19 protein-coding genes and 1 pseudogene are annotated in these 18937 nt (G+C 72.3%); 13 read left to right on the top strand and 7 right to left on the bottom strand.

The genetic code is table 11. From position 1 onward, the window contains the following. Positions 1–53 precede the first annotated feature (53 nt). The 4 genes from AB0B29_RS13150 to AB0B29_RS13135 are packed head-to-tail and all read left to right on the top strand — an operon-like array spanning position 54 to position 1826. On the top strand, positions 54–311 hold the full coding sequence (locus AB0B29_RS13150) for a WhiB family transcriptional regulator (RefSeq protein ID WP_362237964.1): 258 nt from the start codon (positions 54–56) through the stop codon (positions 309–311). Beyond that, positions 308–784 carry a Dps family protein gene (locus tag AB0B29_RS13145; protein WP_362237961.1) on the top strand — a complete coding sequence of 159 codons (477 nt, stop codon included), beginning with the start codon at positions 308–310 and terminating at the stop codon, positions 782–784. The genes AB0B29_RS13150 and AB0B29_RS13145 overlap by 4 nt, the downstream gene beginning before the upstream one ends. A 49-nt stretch (positions 785–833) precedes the next feature. Beyond that, positions 834–1178, top strand: a complete 345-nt coding sequence (locus AB0B29_RS13140; protein WP_362237958.1) for a DUF3140 domain-containing protein — start codon at positions 834–836, stop codon at positions 1176–1178. Positions 1179–1181: 3 nt separating this feature from the next. Beyond that, on the top strand, positions 1182–1826 hold the full coding sequence (locus AB0B29_RS13135) for an endonuclease (RefSeq protein WP_362237956.1): 645 nt from the start codon (positions 1182–1184) through the stop codon (positions 1824–1826). Between the two features lie 224 nt (positions 1827–2050). On the opposite strand, the gene AB0B29_RS13130 is transcribed toward AB0B29_RS13135, so the two are convergent. Genes AB0B29_RS13130 through AB0B29_RS13100 form a run of 7 tightly spaced genes read right to left on the bottom strand, consistent with a single transcriptional unit; the run spans position 2051 to position 9107 of the window. Further along, positions 2051–2740, bottom strand: a complete 690-nt coding sequence (locus AB0B29_RS13130) for an SDR family oxidoreductase (RefSeq protein WP_362237953.1) — start codon at positions 2738–2740, stop codon at positions 2051–2053. Further along, positions 2737–3618 (bottom strand): cupin domain-containing protein, encoded by an 882-nt coding sequence (locus tag AB0B29_RS13125; RefSeq protein WP_362237951.1) that lies wholly within the window; start codon positions 3616–3618, stop codon positions 2737–2739. Before AB0B29_RS13125 ends, AB0B29_RS13130 begins: the two co-directional genes overlap by 4 nt. Continuing rightward, positions 3615–4976, bottom strand: a complete 1362-nt coding sequence (locus tag AB0B29_RS13120) for an amidohydrolase family protein (RefSeq protein ID WP_362237948.1) — start codon at positions 4974–4976, stop codon at positions 3615–3617. The genes AB0B29_RS13125 and AB0B29_RS13120 overlap by 4 nt, the downstream gene beginning before the upstream one ends. A 40-nt stretch (positions 4977–5016) precedes the next feature. Further along, positions 5017–5997 carry an alpha-ketoacid dehydrogenase subunit beta gene (locus AB0B29_RS13115; protein WP_362237946.1) on the bottom strand — a complete coding sequence of 327 codons (981 nt, stop codon included), beginning with the start codon at positions 5995–5997 and terminating at the stop codon, positions 5017–5019. Then, positions 5985–6962: a thiamine pyrophosphate-dependent dehydrogenase E1 component subunit alpha gene (locus AB0B29_RS13110; protein WP_362237943.1), complete on the bottom strand. Its 978-nt coding sequence runs from the start codon at positions 6960–6962 to the stop codon at positions 5985–5987. The genes AB0B29_RS13115 and AB0B29_RS13110 overlap by 13 nt, the downstream gene beginning before the upstream one ends. Next, the gene (locus AB0B29_RS13105; RefSeq protein WP_362237941.1) at positions 6962–8359 is read right to left on the bottom strand and encodes a M24 family metallopeptidase; all 1398 of its coding nucleotides are present in this window, start codon (positions 8357–8359) and stop codon (positions 6962–6964) included. Before AB0B29_RS13105 ends, AB0B29_RS13110 begins: the two co-directional genes overlap by 1 nt. Positions 8360–8411: 52 nt before the next feature. Next, positions 8412–9107, bottom strand: a complete 696-nt coding sequence (locus AB0B29_RS13100; RefSeq protein WP_362237939.1) for a helix-turn-helix domain-containing protein — start codon at positions 9105–9107, stop codon at positions 8412–8414. 196 nt (positions 9108–9303) lie between these two features. Here AB0B29_RS13100 and AB0B29_RS13095 point away from each other — a divergent pair, with 196 nt between their 5' ends. The 9 genes and pseudogenes from AB0B29_RS13095 (at position 9304) to AB0B29_RS13055 (ending at position 18902) form a co-directional block, all read left to right on the top strand. Next, positions 9304–10119 (top strand): hypothetical protein, encoded by an 816-nt coding sequence (locus AB0B29_RS13095; protein WP_362237937.1) that lies wholly within the window; start codon positions 9304–9306, stop codon positions 10117–10119. A 140-nt stretch (positions 10120–10259) separates the two neighbouring features. After that, positions 10260–11072, top strand: a complete 813-nt coding sequence (locus AB0B29_RS13090) for an SAM-dependent methyltransferase (protein ID WP_362237934.1) — start codon at positions 10260–10262, stop codon at positions 11070–11072. 45 nt (positions 11073–11117) lie between these two features. Beyond that, entirely contained in the window at positions 11118–12521 is a 1404-nt protein-coding gene (locus AB0B29_RS13085; protein WP_362237931.1) for a glutamine synthetase family protein, read from the top strand. Position 12522: 1 nt separating this feature from the next. Continuing rightward, positions 12523–13662, top strand: a complete 1140-nt coding sequence (locus AB0B29_RS13080; protein ID WP_362237929.1) for an amidohydrolase family protein — start codon at positions 12523–12525, stop codon at positions 13660–13662. Positions 13663–13738: 76 nt separating this feature from the next. Further along, positions 13739–14275 (top strand): NUDIX hydrolase family protein, encoded by a 537-nt coding sequence (locus tag AB0B29_RS13075; RefSeq protein ID WP_362237926.1) that lies wholly within the window; start codon positions 13739–13741, stop codon positions 14273–14275. A gap of 19 nt (positions 14276–14294) precedes the next feature. After that, positions 14295–14831, top strand: a pseudogene (locus tag AB0B29_RS13070) (hypothetical protein); the annotation flags it as partial. Positions 14832–14974: 143 nt separating this feature from the next. Further along, positions 14975–15922, top strand: a complete 948-nt coding sequence (locus AB0B29_RS13065; protein WP_362237924.1) for an alpha/beta hydrolase — start codon at positions 14975–14977, stop codon at positions 15920–15922. Further along, entirely contained in the window at positions 15919–17979 is a 2061-nt protein-coding gene (locus AB0B29_RS13060; RefSeq protein ID WP_362237921.1) for a hypothetical protein, read from the top strand. The genes AB0B29_RS13065 and AB0B29_RS13060 overlap by 4 nt, the downstream gene beginning before the upstream one ends. Next, entirely contained in the window at positions 17976–18902 is a 927-nt protein-coding gene (locus AB0B29_RS13055; RefSeq protein WP_362237919.1) for an AAA family ATPase, read from the top strand. Before AB0B29_RS13060 ends, AB0B29_RS13055 begins: the two co-directional genes overlap by 4 nt. The last annotated feature ends 35 nt before the right edge of the window (positions 18903–18937 follow it).

The raw sequence follows: 18937 nt of genomic DNA, 5'->3' as shown, positions 1-18937 counted from the left end.
GCGACGCCCATGCGTCGCGTTTGCACCGATGCGTCGGGGGCACCCGCGCGTTCATGGAGTGGTTGCGGAGCGCCGCCTGCGTGGACGAGGACCCCGAGCTGTTCTTTCCCGTCGGCACCGCCGGTCCCGCGTTGCGCGACGTGAGCGCCGCGAAGCGGGTCCGTGCGCGCTGCCCCGTGACCGAGCAGCGCCTGCACTCCGCGCTGAGCAGCGGCCAGGCCGCGGGCGTGTGGGGCGGCACCGGCGAGGAGGAGCGCGACGCACCGCTCCGGACGACCAGGAACGACGCGAAGAGGAGAAGCGCCCTATGACGACTGTGAGGAGCACCCTGCCCGACGACGCCCGCAAGGTCGCCTGCGAGGCACTCCAGGACACCTTGGTGGATCTGCTCGGGCTCTCGCTGGTCGGGAAGCAGGCGCACTGGAACATCGTCGGACCACGGTTCCGGTCCATCCACCTCCAGCTCGACGAGGTGGTCACGGCGGCCCGGGACTTCGCCGACACGGTCGCGGAGCGGTCCGCGGCGCTGGGCGTCCCGCCGGACGGCCGGCCGGAGACCGTCGCCAAGGCCTTCACGCTGCCCGCCCCGCAGGAGGGCTGGGTGCGCGACTCGGACGCCGTGCAGGTGATGGTGGATGCGCTGCAGGAGGCTGTCGGCCGGCTGCGCGAGCGCATCGACGCGACCGAGAAGGCGGACCCGGTCACCCAGGACCTGCTGATCGGCATCACCGCGGAGCTCGAGAAGCAGCGGTGGATGTTCGACGCCGAGAACTTCCCCCGCTGACGCGCGGGCGGACCGGCGCAGAACACCCACGTACGGAAAGGGGCAGGCGATGACCGACGCCCTCGAACTCGACGCGCTGTGGGAGGACTTCCACCGCGTGGTGAACATGACCTCGCAGGAGCTCGCGGCGTGGCTGCGGGTCCGCGACGCCGACGAGGCCACCGAGCCGCTGCCCGACCAGGCGGGCCCGGCCACCGGGCAGCACGTCCTGGCCATCCTGCAGAAGCGGCGCACCGATCTGACCGAGGACGACCTGCGCGTGATGCGGAAGGTCGTGGACAAGGTCACCGCCGAGGTGGACCTCGAGAACGAGCCGGAGCCCGAGGTGACGGCCGAGGACACCCGCCGCAGGCACCGGCTGATGACCGTCGGGCACGACCCGCTGAAGGGCTAGTCCGTGGACCGTCCGGAGCGCGTCGTGCGGGAACTCGTCCGCGCGCACGGCCGGACGTACGCCGAGGAGGCGGGCATCGGGCTGAAGGACACGCCCCAGCCGCTGTACCGGCTGCTGGTGCTGTCCCATCTGCTCAGTGCCCGCATCCGCGCTTCGATCGCGCTGGCCACCGCCCGTGCGCTGCACGAGGCGGGGCTGCGCGACCCGCGGCGCATGGCACGGGCCTCCTGGCAGGAACGGGTCGACGCGCTGGGTCGTGGCGGGTACCGGCGCTACGACGAACGTACGGCCACCCAGCTCGGTGACGCCGCCGAGCTGCTGACCCGGCGGTGGGGCGGCGACCTGCGGCGGCTGCGCCGGGAGGCGGACGGCGAGATCCTCGAACTGCGCCGCCTCCTCCGGGAGTTCCCCGGAATCGGGCCGGCCGGTGCCGACATCTTTCTGCGTGAGGCGCAGGGCGTCTGGCCGGAGGCGGCCCCGTACCTGGACGCCAAGGCCCTCCAGGGCGCCGAGCGGCTACACCTGCCCCGGGATCCGAAGCGCCTCACCGAACTGGCCGGGAACACCGACCCGGCGGTCCTCGCCGCCGCACTGGTGCGGGCGGCGGTGGACCAGCAGGTGGCACAGGACGCACTGCGCACCGACTGACCGGCGCCCCGTCTGACCGGCGCACCGACGGGCCGACCACCTCGGAACAGCCGCCCTTCCTTCCGGCCTGCCTCCGGCCCGTCCTTCAGGACGGCCCCCAGCACGCCCGTGGGGCCGGGTCCTCGCGCGCTCTTCCGGCCGGCCTGCCCCTCGCCCTCTCCTCCGGCCAGCCCCTGTCCCCCCGTACGGCCGGCCGTCGGCTGTCCCTTCTGCCGACCAGCTGCTCACCCCAGCAACCACCCTCCGTCCACCGTCAGTTCGACGGCGTTGACCGCCCGGTTGCGCAGCAGGAAGTCCACCGCGTCCACCACGTCCGCCATCTCGGCGAGCCGCCCCGTGGGTGTCTCGGTGCGCAGGGTGGCCAGCACCTTCTCCGGCTTGGCCTGCCAGTACGGGCTGTCGCCCACGACACCGGGATGCACGGCGTTGACCCGGACGGGAGCGAGCTCGACGGCGAGGGAGTTCATCAGGCCCCGCACCCCCGCGTTGACCGTCGCCACCGTCGTCGCACCCGGGTAGGGGCGTTCCTTGGCCTGGCCGCCGAACAGCACGATGGCGCTGTCGTCGTGGAGGCGGCCGCGCAGCGTGTGCACGACCTCCGTGTACCCGACGAGTTTGAGGGTGACCAGATTCAGCGCGGCGTCGATGTCGTAGTCGGTGACCTTGTTGTCGTCCCGACGGACGCCCGCGATCACCAGATGGTCGACGCGCCCCATACCGGCCAGGGCCGCCGCGATCTCCAGCGGCCGTGCCAGGTCGAGGGCGAGCCCGCGGGCGCCGAACTCCTTCGCGACCGCTTCGGCCCGCTGGGTGTCGCGGCCGGTGAGAACCACGTCGTCTCCGTTTCCGGCGCGCGTCCGGGCGAACTCGAGCCCGATCCCGGACGTGCCGCCGACGACGAGCACACTGCTCATGACTTCTCCTCCAGTGCCGCGCGCAGGTAGTCCCAGTCCCGCGTGAACCGGTACGAGTTCCGTGACGGCGGTTGCGGCGCCTGGGTCTCCAGCCAGCGCAGCGGGCCGTGCCCGGCGTTGACGAACCCGTGCACGCACCCGGCACCCGCCCAGGCGACGTCGCCGGGCTCCAGCCGGTACCGCTCGCCGTCGAGGGTGGCCTCCGCGACGCCCTCCCGGATCAGATACGTCTCCTCGAAGGGGTGGTCGTGGGTACCGATGACCCCGTCGGACGCGTACTGCACCATGAACATCGTCGAGGCGACCGCGCCCAGATCGCCGTCGATCATCATCTTCACCGTGATCCCGCTGTAGACCAGCAGCGCGGTCCGCATGCTCGCCGTGGCGGCCAGCAGCTCCTGGGACTGCCTGCCGGGATCCAGCTGGCCGGGCTCGAACCGGCCGAAACCGCGGGTACGCGGGTCGCGCACGTCGACCCGGACCGGCTCGCGCGCGGGCAGGTCCGGCACGGCCAGGGTGTCGTGCCCGTAGCGGGCGCGCGGCACCGGGGCCAGCATGTCCGCCCAGCGGCCGCCGGTGCCCCCGGCCCCGCGCCAGGCGTGCGGGACCCCGGTCGGCAGCAGGCCGTAGTCGCCCTTCTCCAGCAGGTACGACCCCTCGGGCAGGTCGAGGATCACGGAGCCGTCGAGGAGGTGGAAGCTCTCTTCGTACGAGTGCACATGAGCGGGCAGCCGGCCGTCCGGGAGCAGTTCGCACAGCCCGAAGCCGGTGTGGACGCTTCCGTCGTCCTCGCCGACCAGTGCCCGGCGCCGGTGCCCCTGGCCGTCGAAGGGCGCCTCGGGCAGGTCGGCGGCGTGCCGCACCAGGTGACCGGTCATGCCGGAGCCTTCGCTCCCTTGGCCTCCTTCGCCGCGAGGAGCCGGTCGCGGGACTCGCCGACGAGCCGCAGGGCGCGGGCGGTGTCACCGAGGAGCCGGCCGTCGCGCTTGTGGATCACGCCGTCGACGAGGACGGTGTCCACGTTGGAGACGTCGGCGCACAGGGTCACCGCCGCCACCGCGTCGTGCACCGGGGCGACGTTGGGGGCGGTGGCGTCGATCGCGACGATGTCGGCGCGCTTGCCGGGCGTCAGGGAGCCGGTACGGCCCTCGAGACCGGCGACATGTGCGCCGTTCACGGTGGCGGCCTCCAGCATCTGACGCGCTGTCAGCATGGTGCCGGGCACGGGCATGTTGGCCTGCCAGCAGTCGGCGTTGACGCGGGCGCGTTCGGCGGCGAAGGCCGCGCGGATCTGGGTGAACATGTCGCCCGGCACGGTGGTGACGACGTCGATGCTGAGCGCGGGGCGCAGGCCGTACTCGATGGCCTGCATCACGGGCGGCCAGCCGTGCCCCATCTGGAGCTCCACCTGCGGCGCGACCGAGATCGTGCCGCCGCTTTCGGCGACCATCTGCCACTCCTCCCCGCTGAGGTGGCAGCTGTGGACGTAGGTGGTGTCCGGGCCGAGCAGCCCCAGGCCGTGGAGCTGCTTCACCATGCCGAAGCGGCCGGCGAGGCGCCCCATGGCCACGTGCACGGTGATCGGCAGGCCCAGCTCGCGCGCCATGGCCCACTCGGCGGTGACGACCTCGTCGACGCAGAATCCGGGGCCGCGGGTGGCGAGGCCCATGGTCAGCAGACCGTCGTCGGACGCGAAGTGCGTCGACCGGATCCGCCGCACGTCGTCCGCGGGGATCGCGATCGTGCTCTCGAACCAGTACTCGGCGAGGGAGGTGTTGGCGCTGCCGTACGCGTACTGCGCCCGGATGCCGGACTCGCGCAGGCCCTGGATCGCCGCGTCCGGGTGCTCGGGGGTGTTGTTGATGTGCGACCAGTCGACGAGTGTGGTGATGCCGGCGTTGAGGCACTCCAACGCGCCCGCGAGGTTGCCGGCGTACACGTCCTGCGGGGTGTAGAGAGGGGCGAAGGTGTCGAGGATGTCGACGAAGTAGTCGTCGAGGGTGGCGTCGGGGGCGACGCCCCGGATGGGTGCCTCCCAGGTGTGGCGGTGGGTGTCGACGAAGCCGGGGATCACGATGTGGCCGCTCAGGTCGAGGACTTCGGCGTCGGCGCTGATGTCGGGTTCGACGGCCGCGATCCTGCCGTCCTCGACGAGGACGTCCCCCTGGGGCAGGTCCCCGATGTCCGGGTCCATCGAGATCACGTGGCCGGAGCGCAGCAGTGTCCTGGTGGTCATCTCGCTTCCTCCCATGGGCTGTTCGGTGCGGGTGGGCGGCTCAGTACGCGGCGAGCCGGCGCACCTCCGTGACGATCTTGTCGACGGTGGGGATGACCTGTTCCTCCAGCGCGTCCGCGAACGGCAGCGGGACGCACTCCCCCGCCACCCTCCGCACCGGCGCGTCCAGCAGTCCGAATCCCTCGTCGGCGACGACCGAGACGACGGTTGCGCCCCAGCCGCCCTGGTACGGGTTCTCCTCGACGGTGACGAGCCGGGAGGTTTTACCCAGCGAGGCGAGGACGGTCGCGGCGTCGAGCGGGACGAGGCAGCGCAGGTCGACCACTTCGGCCTCGATGCCCTCCCCTGCCAGGATGTCGGCGGCCTTCAGGGCCAGGGGGACCATGGAGGCCAGCGCGACGAGCGTGACGTCGCCACCCTCGCGGACGACCGCGGCCCGGCCCAGCTCGACGACGTGATCGGGCGGGGGCGGCGGGCCCTTGGTCGCGAGCAGTCCCTTGTGCTCGAAGAAGACCACCGGGTCGTCGCTGCGGACCGCGGCCGCCAGCATGCCGGTGACGTCGGCGGGTGTCGCCGGCGCTGCGACCTTCAGCCCCGGGACGGCCAGGGCCCAGTTCTCGGTGGCCTGGGAGTGCTGCGCGCCGAAGCCGAGTCCGCCGCCGTTGGCGGTGCGCACGACGAGGGGCACGGTCACCTGGCCGCCGGTCATGTAGCGGACCTTGGGGATTTCGTTGGCGAGGTAGTCCCAGCAGCAGGCCAGGAAGTCGGAGAACATGACCTCCGCGACGGGCCGCATCCCGGTCATGGCGGCGCCCATCGCCGCGCCCACGATGGCCTGTTCGGAGATGGGCGTGTCCCACACGCGCTCGGGCCCGAACTCCTCCAGCAGCCCCGTGGTCGTCTTGAACACGCCTCCGGCCGCACCGATGTCCTCCCCGAGGCACACCACCGACGCGTCGCGCCGCATCTCCCGGGCGATGCCCTCGGCGACGGCGTCCCGGTAGGTGATCACGTCCGCCATGCGGCACCTCCGTCCGCCCACACGTCGGTCAGTGCCTCACGCGGATCGGGCGGCGGCGCGGCCTTCGCCGCCGCCACGGCCCGCTCCACCACGTCCCGGGCCCGCCCGTCGGCCCCGGCGACCGTCTCCTCCCCCACCCCCAGTTCGGCCAGGCGCCCCCGCGCGAGGTCCAACGGGTCGTGTTTCAGCCAGCGTTCGACCTCCTCGGCCGGACGGTAGGTCGCCGGGTCGGCACGACTGTGCCCGAAGTGGCGGTAGGTCTCGGCCTCCAGCACGGCGGGCCCGTCCCCGGCCCGGGCCCGTCCTGCGAGCCGCCCCACCGCTTCCTCGACCGCGACGACGTCGTTGCCGTCGACGACCTCGCCCGGGATGCCGTGGGCGGGGGCCCGGTCGGCGGCGGGGCGGGGCACGGCGGTGACGTCGGCGATCGGCGTGTACTCCATGTACAGGTTGTTCTCGCACACGAACAGCACCGGCAGCTTCCACACGGCGGCCAGGTTGAGCGACTCGTGGAAGGCGCCGATGTTGGTCGCGCCGTCGCCGAAGAAGGCGACCGCGAGCTGCTCGGTGCCCCGCAGCCGGGCCGACCAGGCGGCGCCCACCGCCATCGGGAGGTGTGCGCCGACGATGGCGTACGAGCCGAGCATGCCGGTCGCCGCCTTGGTCAGGTGCATGGATCCGCCCTTGGCCCGGCACAGCCCGGTGGCACGGCTCATCAGCTCGGCGAGGCACTCCTCGGGTGTGGCTCCCCGGGCGAGGGCGTGGTGGTGGCCTCTGTAGGTGGCGAACACGTAGTCGTCCGGGCGCAGGGCGGCGCTCGCGCCCACGGCGATCGCCTCCTGCCCGGCGGCGAGGTGCGTGGTGCCCTTCACCAGTCCCCGCAGGAACAGGTCGTGGGCGGCCTTCTCCGTCCGGCGGATGACGTTCATCCGCTCGTACCGGTCGAGGAGCGCGGTGGCGTCCATCAGCGGTCCCGGTGGGTCGACCGCGGGCCGTGCCCGGTGTGCGCGTATGAGCGCTCCACGGTGTCCGCCCGCGTGCGGTCCCCTGTGTTGAGGTGGGACTGCGCCTCGCGGCGGGTGTTCAGTTCGCCGCCCACCGTCCAGTACTTGCGCCCGGCCACCAGCAGTTCCTCGGCGGGGAACTTGGTGATGACCTCGCAGCCCTCGGCGGTGACGACCAGTTCCTCCTCGATCCGGGCGGCGGACCAGCCGTCGGCGGCCGGCCAGTACGTCTCCAGGGCGAACACCATGCCCTCTTGGAGGACTTCGGGGTGGTCGAGGGAGACCAGCCGGCTGAAGATCGGCTTCTCCCAGATCGACAGGCCGACGCCGTGGCCGTACTGGAGGGCGAAGGCGGCGGTCTCGTCGGCGAAGCCGAACTCCTCCGCGCGCGGCCAGACCCGCACGACGTCGGCGGTGGTGGCGCCCGGCCGGACCAGGGCGATCGCCTCGTCCATGTACGCCCGGCAGCGCACGTAGGCGTCCCGCTGCGCCGGCGACGCGCTGCCCACCGCGAACGTGCGGTAGTAGCAGGTGCGGTAGCCGAGGTGGCTGTGCAGGATATCGAAGAAGGCCGGGTCGCCGGGGCGGATCAACCGGTCGCTGTAGACGTGCGGATGCGGCGAACAGCGTTCACCCGAGATGGCGTTGACGCCCTCGACGTACTCGCTGCCGAGGTCGTACAGCACCTTGCTGACCACGCCGACGCACTCGTTCTCGCGCACCCCCGGGCGCAGGTACCCGTACAGCTCCTCGTAGGCCGCGTCGACCATGGAACACGCCTGGGCGAGCAGGGCGATCTCGTCGCCGGTCTTGATGCGGCGGGCCTCCAGGAAGACCTGCTGCCCGTCGACGACGTCGATGCCCTCGGCGCGCAGCGCGGTGAGGACGGGCATCTCGGCGACGTCGACGCCGAGCGGCTCGCCCGCCAGACCATGGGCCCGCAGCTCGGCGGCGATCTTGGCGGCCACGTCCTCGGCGATCCCGGCGTCCGGGTGGAAGGCGCCGCGCAGGGTGGAGATGCCGGCCCGGGCGCCCGTGGGCGGGCCGCCCTCGCCGTCGCTGTGGTCGAGCCACGGGTTGTACAGCTGGTGGTGGCGGGCGGCGGAGCCGAAGTCCCAGACGACGGGTTCGCCGTCGCGCACCAGGAGGGCGAAGCGGATCAGCTTGTCCATCGCCCAGGTGCCGATGTGGGTGGCCGTCATGTAGCGGATGTTGGCGAAGTCGAAGCTGAGCACGGCGCCCAGCTCGGAGCGGTTCAGGGATGCGTGCAGCCGGGCCAGCCGCTGTCCACGCAGCCGGTCCGGGTCGATGCGCTCTTCCCAGTCGACGGCGTTGGGGCCGTATGTGCGGATCGCCATGGCGACCACCCCCACTTCGGAGTGAACGCCCGTGTGCGGCGGGTGTCAAGCGTCACTGAACATCGCCGGACACGAACCAGACGCCCACCGCGGGTACCTCTCCATCGTTGCGGTAGCGGTGGGGAGTCGTCGACTCGAAGCAGACGGAGTCGCCCGGTCGCAGTGTGTACTCCTCGAAGGCGAGGGTGAGGATCAGCTCGCCGGAGGTCAGATAGCCGTACTCGGTGCCGGGGTGCCGCATCAGCGCTCCCGAGCCGGAGGACGAACCCCCGGGCCGGTACGTCACCAGCAGGAAGTCGGTCTCCGCGCCCGGGACCCGCCCGAGCCGCTCCCACACCACCCCCGAGTCCAGCTCCAGCGTCTCGCGCCCGCCCGCGGCGACCAGCGGCCCGATCCGCCGGCCAGGCTCGGCGGCGAGGGCCGCGAGGGTGAGCGGCACGGTGGCGGGGGACGCGCCGGGCGGCCCCGCGGTCCGGAGCGTGGCGGGCGGGATCGCGGGCCGGAGCGTGGCGGGCGGGATCGGCGCGGCCTCATCCCGGGCGTCGAAGAGCGACTCCACGGAGATCCCCAGCGTCGTGGTGATCGCGTACAGCGTGCTGACGGACGGCTGGCTCTTGCCGGTCTCGATCTGCGACACGAGACTCGCCGACACCCCGATCTCCCGGGCCAGCGCGCGCAGGCTCGTCCCGCGCTCCAGGCGCGCCTGCCGGATGCGCGCGCCGACCGGCGGCACGACGGCGGGGGACACGGGCGGCTCCTCTGCTCGGGAAGACGGTGCACACTGTGCAGCTTCATTGAACAGCGCTCGCCGGCCCTGGCGCCAGGGCCCTGCAGGTGGACCCAGCGGCGGCCGGCGCTCACCCGAACGGTCCGACGCCGGTGGTGGGCCACAGGGGGAGGTGGTGCGCTGAGGGCACGCGTCACGTTCTCAGGAGGCACTCCCGATGACCCGTCGTCCGTCCAGGCTCATCCGTGTTCTCTCCTCTTCCCTGGCGGCGGGCACGCTGCTCTCCACCGCCGCCTGCTCGGACGACGGCGGCACGGACGGCTCACGCGTCTCCGGTGTCACCGCGTCCCAGGTCGCCGAGATGCGCCAGACGCCCTCCCCCACCGCCACCCTCTCCACGGACGGCGCACGCACCGCGCTGATCACCGAGGCGGACATCGAGGACGACTGGACGCAGGTCAAGGACACGGAGGCCGAGAACTGGCACGACAGCCTCCTCATCGGCACGGTCGACGTGTCCGACTTCGTGTCCGGCAAGGCCCAGGCATCCGACTGCCAGCGGCTCATCGACTCCCTGTACGACGACGATCTGCTGGGCAAGCCATCGGGCGCGTCCGAGTTGCGGGGCTTCGAGCAGGGCGACTCCCGCCTGCTGTACCAGGTCGCCTCCTACGACCGGACCGATCCGCAGGACTCCCTGAACTGGATGGCGACCCTGCCTCAGAAGTGCGACCAGTTCACCGTGACCGACGGCAAGGACAAGCGCACCGTCCAGGTCGTCGAGACCTCGGTGCCCAAGGTGGGCGACGCCCGGCAGGGCCTGCGCGTGACGGTGCAGGGGTCGGTCGACGGCAACGACGCCACACTGACCCTGGACGTCGCCGCCGTACGGGTCGGCGACGACGCGATCACCGTCACGGCGGGCGGGCTCGACGGGGGCGAGGACGACTCCATGAAGCAGGCGGCGCAACAGGGCACCCAGCGCCTCGAGGACGTCCTGGCCGGCAAGTCGCCCGCCGCGAGCCCCACCTAGGCCGTCCCGCACACCCGGAAGCTCCTTTCCGGCGCCAACCGCCCTTACCGCTGCGCCGATTCCCGGGACAGCTGATCAACGGAGCGGCACAATGACGGCGATGACCGGCTTGGGTCGTGCGTGCGAGGAGAGGACGAGTCGTGAGTGATGGCCACACCCCTTCGGGAGGGTCCACGACGCTGAACACCGGTGTGGCGCACAACGCGCGCGTGTGGAACTACTGGATCGGCGGCAAGGACAACTACGAGGTCGACCAGCGGGTCGGCGAGCACGTCGCCGGCATGTTCCCGATCATCCGGGACATCGCCCGGGCGGACCGGGACTTCCTCGGCCGGGCCGTGTCCTTCCTCGCCGGTGAGCGGGGAGTGCGGCAGTTCCTCGACGTCGGCACGGGACTGCCCACGGCGGACAACACCCACGAGATCGCCCAGCGGCTCGCGCCCGAATCGCGCGTCGTCTACGTCGACAACGACCCGATCGTGCTGGTGCACGCCCGCACCCTGCTCACCGGTACCCCCGACGGCGTCACCGCCTACATCGACGCCGACGTGCACGACCCGGACGCCATCGTCGAACGGGCCGGACACACCCTCGACCTCACCGAACCCGTCGCCGTGATGATGCTGGGCATCCTCAACTTCGTCCTGGACGTCGACAAGGCCCGGGACATCGTGCGCCGGGTGATGGCCGCGATGCCCTCCGGCAGCTTCCTTGTCCTCACCCACCCGACCTTCGACGACGAGCTGGGCGGCGCGGGCCAGATCCCGGCCATGAAGTTCTGGAACGAGAACGCCACTCCCCCGATCACGGCCCGCAGCGGCGCGGACATCGCCACGTTCTTCGAGGACCTGGAGCTGCTCGCACCCGGAATGGTGTCCTGCGGGCAGTGGCGTGCCGAGCCCGGCTCGGCCGTCGTGGTACCGCAGTACGGTGCGGTGGCCGTCAAGCCCTGACGGTGCCGCCTCGTCGCAGAAGTCCGGTGAACCGCGGGAGGACGCATGACCACCCTGGCCGATCCCGTGCCCGGCGGCCGTCCCGGCGACGTCGAGCGGGCCACCGCGCTGAGCGGCGAGCTCGCCGGCCGGGGTGTGCACGGTGTGGTGCTGGCCTACGTCGACACCGCGGGCATCGGCCGGGTGAAGACCGTCCCCACGGCCCGGCTCCCCTCCGCCGCGGCCTGGGGTGTCGGCATGTCGCCGGTGTTCGACACGTTCCTGGCGAACGACTCCGTCGTCACCACCGACGTCCTCGGCTCCCCCGACGGCGACCTGCGCCTGTACCCGGATCTGGACCGGCTCGTCGTCCTGGCCGGGCAGCCCGGCTGGGCCTGGGCGCCGGTCGACCGCATCACCCAGGACGGCGAGCGCCACCCTGGCTGCACCCGCACGTTCCTGCGCCGGATCGTCACCGAGGCGGCCGAGCGGCACGGCCTCACCTTCAAGGCGGCCGTCGAGGTCGAGTGGACGGTGGCCCGGGGCGACGCAGCCGACGACGCGTTCGTGCCCGCGACGACGGGACCGGCGTACGGGGCGACCCGGCAGGTCGAGCTCGGTGACTGCACCGCCGACCTGCTGGCGGCGTGCGCGGCCCAGGGGGTCGAGGTCGAGCAGATCCATCCCGAGTACGCGGCCGGGCAGTTCGAGATCTCGGTGGGTGCCGTCGATCCGGTGGCGGCGGCCGACCTCAGTGTGCTGGTCCGGCAGACCGTGAGAGCGGTGGCGGGGCGGCACGGGCTGAGGGTGTCCTTCGCCCCGGCCGTCGTGGGCCGGGGCGTCGGGAACGGCGGGCACGTCCACCTCTCCGCCTGGCGCGACGGGATCAACCTGCACTCCGGCGGCCCGGGGCGGTACGGCATGACGGACGAGGCGGAGTCGTTCACGGCCGGCATCCTCGCCCACCTGCCCGCCCTCACGGCCGTCACCGCCCCGAGCCCCGCCAGCTACCTGCGGCTCAGGCCCTCCCAGTGGGCCGGCGTGTTCACCGCCTGGGGCCGCGAGACCCGGGAGACCGCGCTCCGCGTCGTCACCGGCACCGAGGGCCTGCGCGACCGGGCCGCCAACCTGGAGATCAAGCCCGTCGACCTGGCCGCCAACCCCTACCTCGCGATCGGCTCCCTGATCGCCGCCGGGCTGGACGGTCTGACCTCGTCCGCCGCCCTCCCCGACGAGACCACTGGCGACCCGGCCCACCTGGGCGCGGCCGAGGCGGCGGGCCGGGGCGTGCGACGGCTGCCGGAGTCGCTGGAGCGGGCCGTCGAGGAGTTCCGCGCGGACGAAGCCCTGCGCGCGGCCCTCGGGCCGGTCCTGGCCGACGCGGTGATCGCCGTACGCCTCGGAGAAGTGACGTCCGTCGCCGGTCTGGACGACGACCGGGTGGCGGCGGCCTACCGCTGGGTGTACTGACATGGCCGCGGTCCGCGAGGCGCTCGACTCCGTACGGCTGGTCGACCACCACTGCCACGGCACCGTCACGGCCGACCTCGGCCGGGACGCCTTCGAGTCCCTCCTCACGGAGGGTGAGGCCTGGCCGGGCATCTCACCCTTCGACAGCCCCGCGGGCGTGGCCGTGCGCCGGCACTGCGCTCCCCTGCTCGGCCTGCCCCGGCACGCTCCCCCCGGCGAGTACCTGGCCCGCCGCTCGGAACTGGGCTGGCGCGAGGTGCAGCGCCGCTTCCTGCGCGCGACGGGCACGGACGTCTTCTGCGTCGACACCGGCCACGCCCCCGACCGCCTCACCACGCCCCGGGACATCGCCGAGGCCGCGGGCGGGACGTCGTACGAGATCGTACGGCTGGAGGGCGTCGCGGAGTCGGTGGCGGCCGCGGGCGTCGAACCCGGGGCGTACGCGGACGCCTTCCGCACGGCCGCGCTGGACGCCGTGCGGCGGCCCGGTGTGGTGGCCGTGAAGTCGGTGGCGGCCTACCGCACCGGTTTCGACCTGGACCCGGCCCGCCCGTCGGACGCGGAGGTCACCGAGGCGGCCCGCACCTGGCTCGGCAGAGGAGGCCGTCTCGACGACCCGGTCCTCGTACGGCACCTGCTGTGGACCGCCGTCGACCTCGGTCTGCCGCTCCAGCTGCACACCGGGTTCGGCGACAACGACATCCGGCTGCACCGCGTCGACCCCACCCACCTCACGGACTGGCTGCACCTCACCGCCGGAACGGTTCCCGTGCTGCTCCTGCACTGCTGGCCCTACCAGCGGCAGGCCGCCTACCTGGCGGCGGTCTTCGAGCAGGTGTACCTCGACGTCGGCCTCACCCTCCACCACGTCGGCCCCGCCCGGGCCGGTGCGGTCCTCGCGGAGGCCCTGGAGATCACACCGTTCCGCAAGCTGCTGTACAGCTCCGACGCCTACGGTGTGCCCGAGTTCCACCACCTCGGGGCGCTCGCGTTCCGGCAGGGGCTCGCGGGGCTGCTCCAGGAGCGGGTGGACGCCGACGAGCTGGCCCTGCCGGACGCGCTGCGGATCGCCCGCTGGGCGGCGCGGGACAACGCCCTGCGGGTCTACCGGCTGCAGGACGAGCGGCCCCAGGACGATTGAAGAGGCGTGGGGCCGGTCACAGTTCCCCTGAAGTGGCTACCCAGGAAGTCCGAACGGCTGAAAGTATGATCAAGCGATGTCTGACATGACCGAAACCACGCCCGGCTGGCTGTCCTCCGACGAACTGGAGATGACACGTGCCCGCATGCCGATCCTGTACGTCGAGGCCGTCCCGGTACGCGTCGACGACAGCGGCGAAGTGACCAGTGTCGGCCTGCTGCTGCGCATCGGGCCCGACGGCACGGTCAGCCGGACGCTGGTATCCGGCCGCGTGCTGCACCACGAGCGCGTGCGCGACGCCCTGCTGCGCCACCTGGAGAAGGACCTCGGCCCGGTCGCGCTGCCGCGCGTCCCGGCGTCGCTCCAGCCGTTCACGGTCGCGGAGTACTTCCCGACGCAGGGCGTCACGCCGTACCACGACCCGCGCCAGCACGCGGTGTCCCTCGCCTACATCGTGCCGGTGACGGGCGACTGCCGACCTCGGCAGGACGCACTCGACCTGGTGTGGTTCAGCCCGCAGGACGCCGTCTCGGAGGCAGTGCAGAGCGAGATGCCGGGCGGGCACGGGGTGCTGCTGAAGCAGGCGCTGGCGCACGCGGGCTGCGGGATCTGACCGTCCCGGGCGGTCAGGAGTGGTGGTCTTCCTGACGGCCGGGCAGGAGGGCGTCTGGGCCAGCCGGCGCGTGGGCGCCGGAGGTGCACGCGTGGGACGGCAGGTACTACCTGTTCACGACGCTGCACAACGCGGACCGGCCGCTTCCGGTGCTCCCGCCCAGGCGGTCCCGCTGGCACCGGGCCTGTCCCGCGCGGCGGGCGATCACATCACCGACGGCCCCCAGCTGTACCGCGCCCCCGACGGCTCCCTGCTCATGCTGTGGTCGACCTACGAGAAGAACGAGGCCGGCCGGAACGGCACGGTCAGCGGCGGCTATGCGCGGACCTACGCCGTGTACCGATCGGGCAGCCTCGCCGGGCCGTGGGAGCAACGCCGTCCGCTGGTCCGCGACGACAGCGGCCACGGCATGCTCTTCCACACCTTCGACGGCCGGCTGATGCTGATCCTCCACCGGCCCTTCGAGAACGCCCGCGGCAAGCTGTACGAGATGCGGCTCGACGGCCACACGCTGGAAGTCTCTCGCCGGCGGGAGGATCTGGACGGCGGAGGCTGAGCCGCGGGGGCAGCCGGCCGGGTACGCCCTGGCCGAGCTACTGCCAGCCCTCGCGCGGCAGTTGGGCCTGCGCACATTGGTATCCTCGCAAGCCTTCCGGGGGCATGACCGTCCCGGGTGTACGGGGAACTGCGGGGGGCTCGATGACACCACGTCTCGTCTTCGTCCACGGGGTCGGCAAGCCCCGGGTCGTGGCCACGGATCTGGACGAGTGGCGACGCGCGCTGGGTGAGGGGATGCGGGCCGCCGGGCACTCCCGCCGGGTGCCGCAGTTGCTGGACGGCACGTCGGTCGATGTCCGTTTCGCGCACTACGGTGACCTGTTCCCGGGCCGGGAGCCCCAGGAGACCGAGGCGTCGGAGGAGGAGGCGGAACTCGCGCAGATGCTCCTGGACGCGGTGGACGCCCGCCTTGACGAACCGCGGGAGGACCGGGAAGAACAGGTGCTGCGCAGGGCCAGGAACCAGCTCGCCCCGGACGGGGAGGCACAGGGGGCGGGAGATGTCCTGCGGCGTGTCCTCGCCGCGGGGAACACGCTCCTGGCGATGCCCGGGCTGCGCACCGTCGGGGGCTGGACCAGCGGCCGACTGATGGTCCACCACCTCCGGCAGGTCAGGCAGTACCTGGCTCGCCAGCACCCCGACGAGGCCGGCGCGGGCCTCGACACCCGCATCCGCGACCGCGTACGGGCGGAACTCGACCCGGCAGGTCCCACCGTCGTCGTCGCTCATTCGCTGGGCACCGTGGTGGCCTTCGAGACGCTGCACGAACACCAGGCGCCGGTGCCGCTGTTCGTCACGCTGGGCTCGCCCCTCGGCATGCGAGCGGCCGTACAGCCCCGGGTACGCCCCCAGCCGCTGCGAACGCCGGACCAGGTCCGCGAGTGGCTGAACTTCTGGGACCGCGACGACTTCGTCACCGCCCGGCCCGATCTCGAGCGGTTCGTCGCGCCGAACGCAGCGTCGGTGGCCCCCGTGAGCAGGCGCGTGGACTCCGACGGTGCCTATGTGCACCCGGCGGCCAAGTACCTCGCCCAGCCGGGTGTGGCGGGCCCGATCGCCGAGGCGCTCGAAGCAGTCACGTCCGCATGAATCCGCCTTCCCCGCCCCGTCACCTCCTGGTGGTCGCACCGCAGTGCCCCGACCTGGGGCTGCTCGACGGTCTCGAAGAGGTGGCCCGGTCCCTGCAGACGGTCCTCACCGACCCTGCGACCGGCGGCTGCGACGAGAGCTCGCTGCTGAGCGGAGCGGACGTCACCCAGGCGCAGGTGGAGAAGGCGGTCAGGGAGGCGGCGGAACAGGCCGGCGAGGCAGGGGCCACGCTGCTCCTCGCATTCCTGGGCCACGGGACCACACCGGGTGACATCCCTCGGCTGTCCTTCATGGCCTGCGACTCCCGCGCCGACGCGCCGACCACCGTCGTCGATCTCGGCAGGCTGCTCGCCGACGCCCTGGACACGCCGGGTGTCGAGGGCGTCATCGCTCTGGTCGACACCTGTCGTGCCGGTGGAGCCGTACCGGACCTCACCACGCTGAGCGCGGGCGTGCGCCAGGGGTCGACCATGTTGTCGATACTGACGGCGGTGGGCGTCACCGAAGACGCCTACGGTCTGGCGTTCACCCGTGGCGTCGTCCAAGTCCTGCGCGCAGGCGTGGCCGGAGCGGGCGAGTACCTCTCGGCCGGGGACGTCCGGGACTCCGTCAACGCGGTGGCGGGTACGGGCGTCAAACTCGTCACGCAGGAGGGCGATCTGATCGGACCGCGTCCGTGGATCGCCCGCAACGCCCGGCACGCAGCGCATGCCGGAGCGCTGCTCGGACCGCTGGGCGAAGAGGAACTGCACTGGGTGCTGGAGCCCCTCGGCGCGGCGGTGCCCACCGCCGTGCCGGGCACCGCTGCCGAATTGCAGCGACTGCGTGAGACGCTGAACGAGCTGCGCCGGGCCGGTACCGCCGACGCATACGAGGTGGCCACGGCCCTCCGCATCGTCGACGGCCTGTCGGTCGCGGTGCGCACCACCGTCCTCCTGCTGCGGTGGCCGGGCCGGCCGCTGACGTCCGTCCGCCTGCGACGCGCCTTCTCCGCGGCGGCGGGCGGCGCCGTGCGGGCACCCCTCACCGAGGGCACCGACCTGCTGCGCGATTGCGTGGAAGCCCTGTGCCTGCGTGTTCCCCGGGCGGGCAGCAGCCGTACGGCGCCCCTGGCCGCGTTCGTCGCCGCGCTCGCCACGGAGGATCATCTGGACGCGTCCACGGGTGAGGTGGCGGCGTGGTCCACCGCCGTGGGAGCGGTCGTGGAGCTGAACGACGCCTTCGCAGAAACGGCCGAACGTCGCGCCGAGTGCCGACTGCGCCTCGTGGTGAGCTTGCACGCGGCGGTCGCTGACGACTGGCCCGAAGTCCTGCTGGCCTGGCTGCTCGACGGTGACACGCCCCTCGCCCACGAGGAGTTCCCCTGCGACCCCACCCAGCCCGGAGTCGAGAGGACACTCGGCGCCGTGCTGACCTGGGCCGCCCGGCGTGCACGAGAGGCGGGTCTACGGCTGAGAAATGTCGACATCGCTGCTCCCTCTGCACTGCTTGCCTGTTGGCGGCCCGAAGAGGCCCGGGTCGGGCCGCGGCTGGGTGTCCAGTACAACGTCGTCTTGCGGTGGAGCGACCGGCTGTGCCCGCCCGCTCACATCTCCTGGATCAACGACTACGCCCGTGACCGGCTCGAGGCAATGCACAAGGGCGACAGCGTCCCTCTGGACTGGCTCGGACCACAGGAAACCGGTCACCTGGACGACCTCACCGCTCGCCTGGAGAGTGGCGTCTACGAACAGGCCGTGGCCCTGGCCCACCGGCCCGAGCGGCTGGGGGACCTTCTGCCGCCACTGCTGGCGTACGCCCCGATCGTGCTGTGGCCCGACGGTCCGGGCGAGCTGCCCGCGGCTTCGCGTGACAGCGTGGAGCGGCTGTGGGACCAGCTCCCCGCCGAGTTCAGCGCGGCCTACCGCAAGGCGTGGCGAGAGGCCGCCGGCGGAGCGAACCCGGCGAGCCGCCAAGTCGATCTCGCCCGGGTGCGGTCCGCATGGCTCGACAATCAATGGCTCAACTTCTGCGACTGGTTCGAAACCCGCACGGGCGATGGAGAGAACACCCGATGACCTGGACCCCTTTCTACGTCGGCGACGGCCAGCCCAAGGAGGTGGACCTCGGTGACCCCCCGCCCTGGCGCTCTTTCCCCCGTCGGCCGCGGCCCGACCGGTTCCAGCCGCCTCCCGGCCTGGTGGAGGCGGTCAACGCCGCGCTGTTGCTGCGCCGTCCACTGCTGCTGACCGGTGCTCCCGGTTCGGGCAAGTCGAGCGTGATCGAGCAGGTGGCGGAGGAACTCACGATGGGCGAGCCCCTGCGCTGGCACATCACCTCACGCAGCACGCTCGTCGACGCGCTCTACCGGTACGACGCTCTGGGCAGGATCCACGCCCAGCGACTGGCCGACGACTCCGGCGACGACATCGCCCCGTTCCTGCGGCTGGGCCCGCTGGGCACTGCCCTGCTGCCGGTGAAGCGACCCCGCGCCCTGCTGATCGACGAGATCGACAAGAGCGACTTCGATCTGCCCAGCGATCTCCTCGACGTCCTGGAGCACGGCGAGTTCGAGATCCCGGAACTGGCCCGCTACCAGCGGGCCGAGGTCGACATCCGGGAATGGGGCGGTGACGACCTGCACACCATCGCCAACGGCAGGGTGCGGTGTGACACCTTCCCGTTCATCGTGATGACGAGCAACGGTGAGCGCGACTTCCCGGCCGCGTTCCTGCGCCGCTGCATCCGTTTCACGATGCCGGCGCCGACGGTCGAGTCGCTGCGCGGTGTCGTGGCGGCCCATCTGCGGGTCGGCCCCGAGCACTCCGCGTCGGTCGACACGCTGATCGCCCGGTTCGTGGACCGGCTCGCGTCCGGCGAGAGCCTCGCCGTCGACCAGTTGCTGAACGCGGTCCATGTCCTGACCAGTGGGGAAGCCCCTTCCGGCGACACAGTCCAGGACGTCATGGAGCTGATCTTGCGCGAGCTGTCCCGTGTCTGAGGGCCCACGGTCCCCCGATGAACCACGGGCTTCGG

This window comes from Streptomyces tibetensis, from assembly GCF_040647715.1.
Classification (GTDB): Bacteria; Actinomycetota; Actinomycetes; order Streptomycetales; family Streptomycetaceae; genus Streptomyces; species Streptomyces tibetensis_A.
The sequence above is the reverse complement of the archived record's forward strand: the minus strand, read 5'-3'. Positions and strand labels throughout refer to the sequence as shown.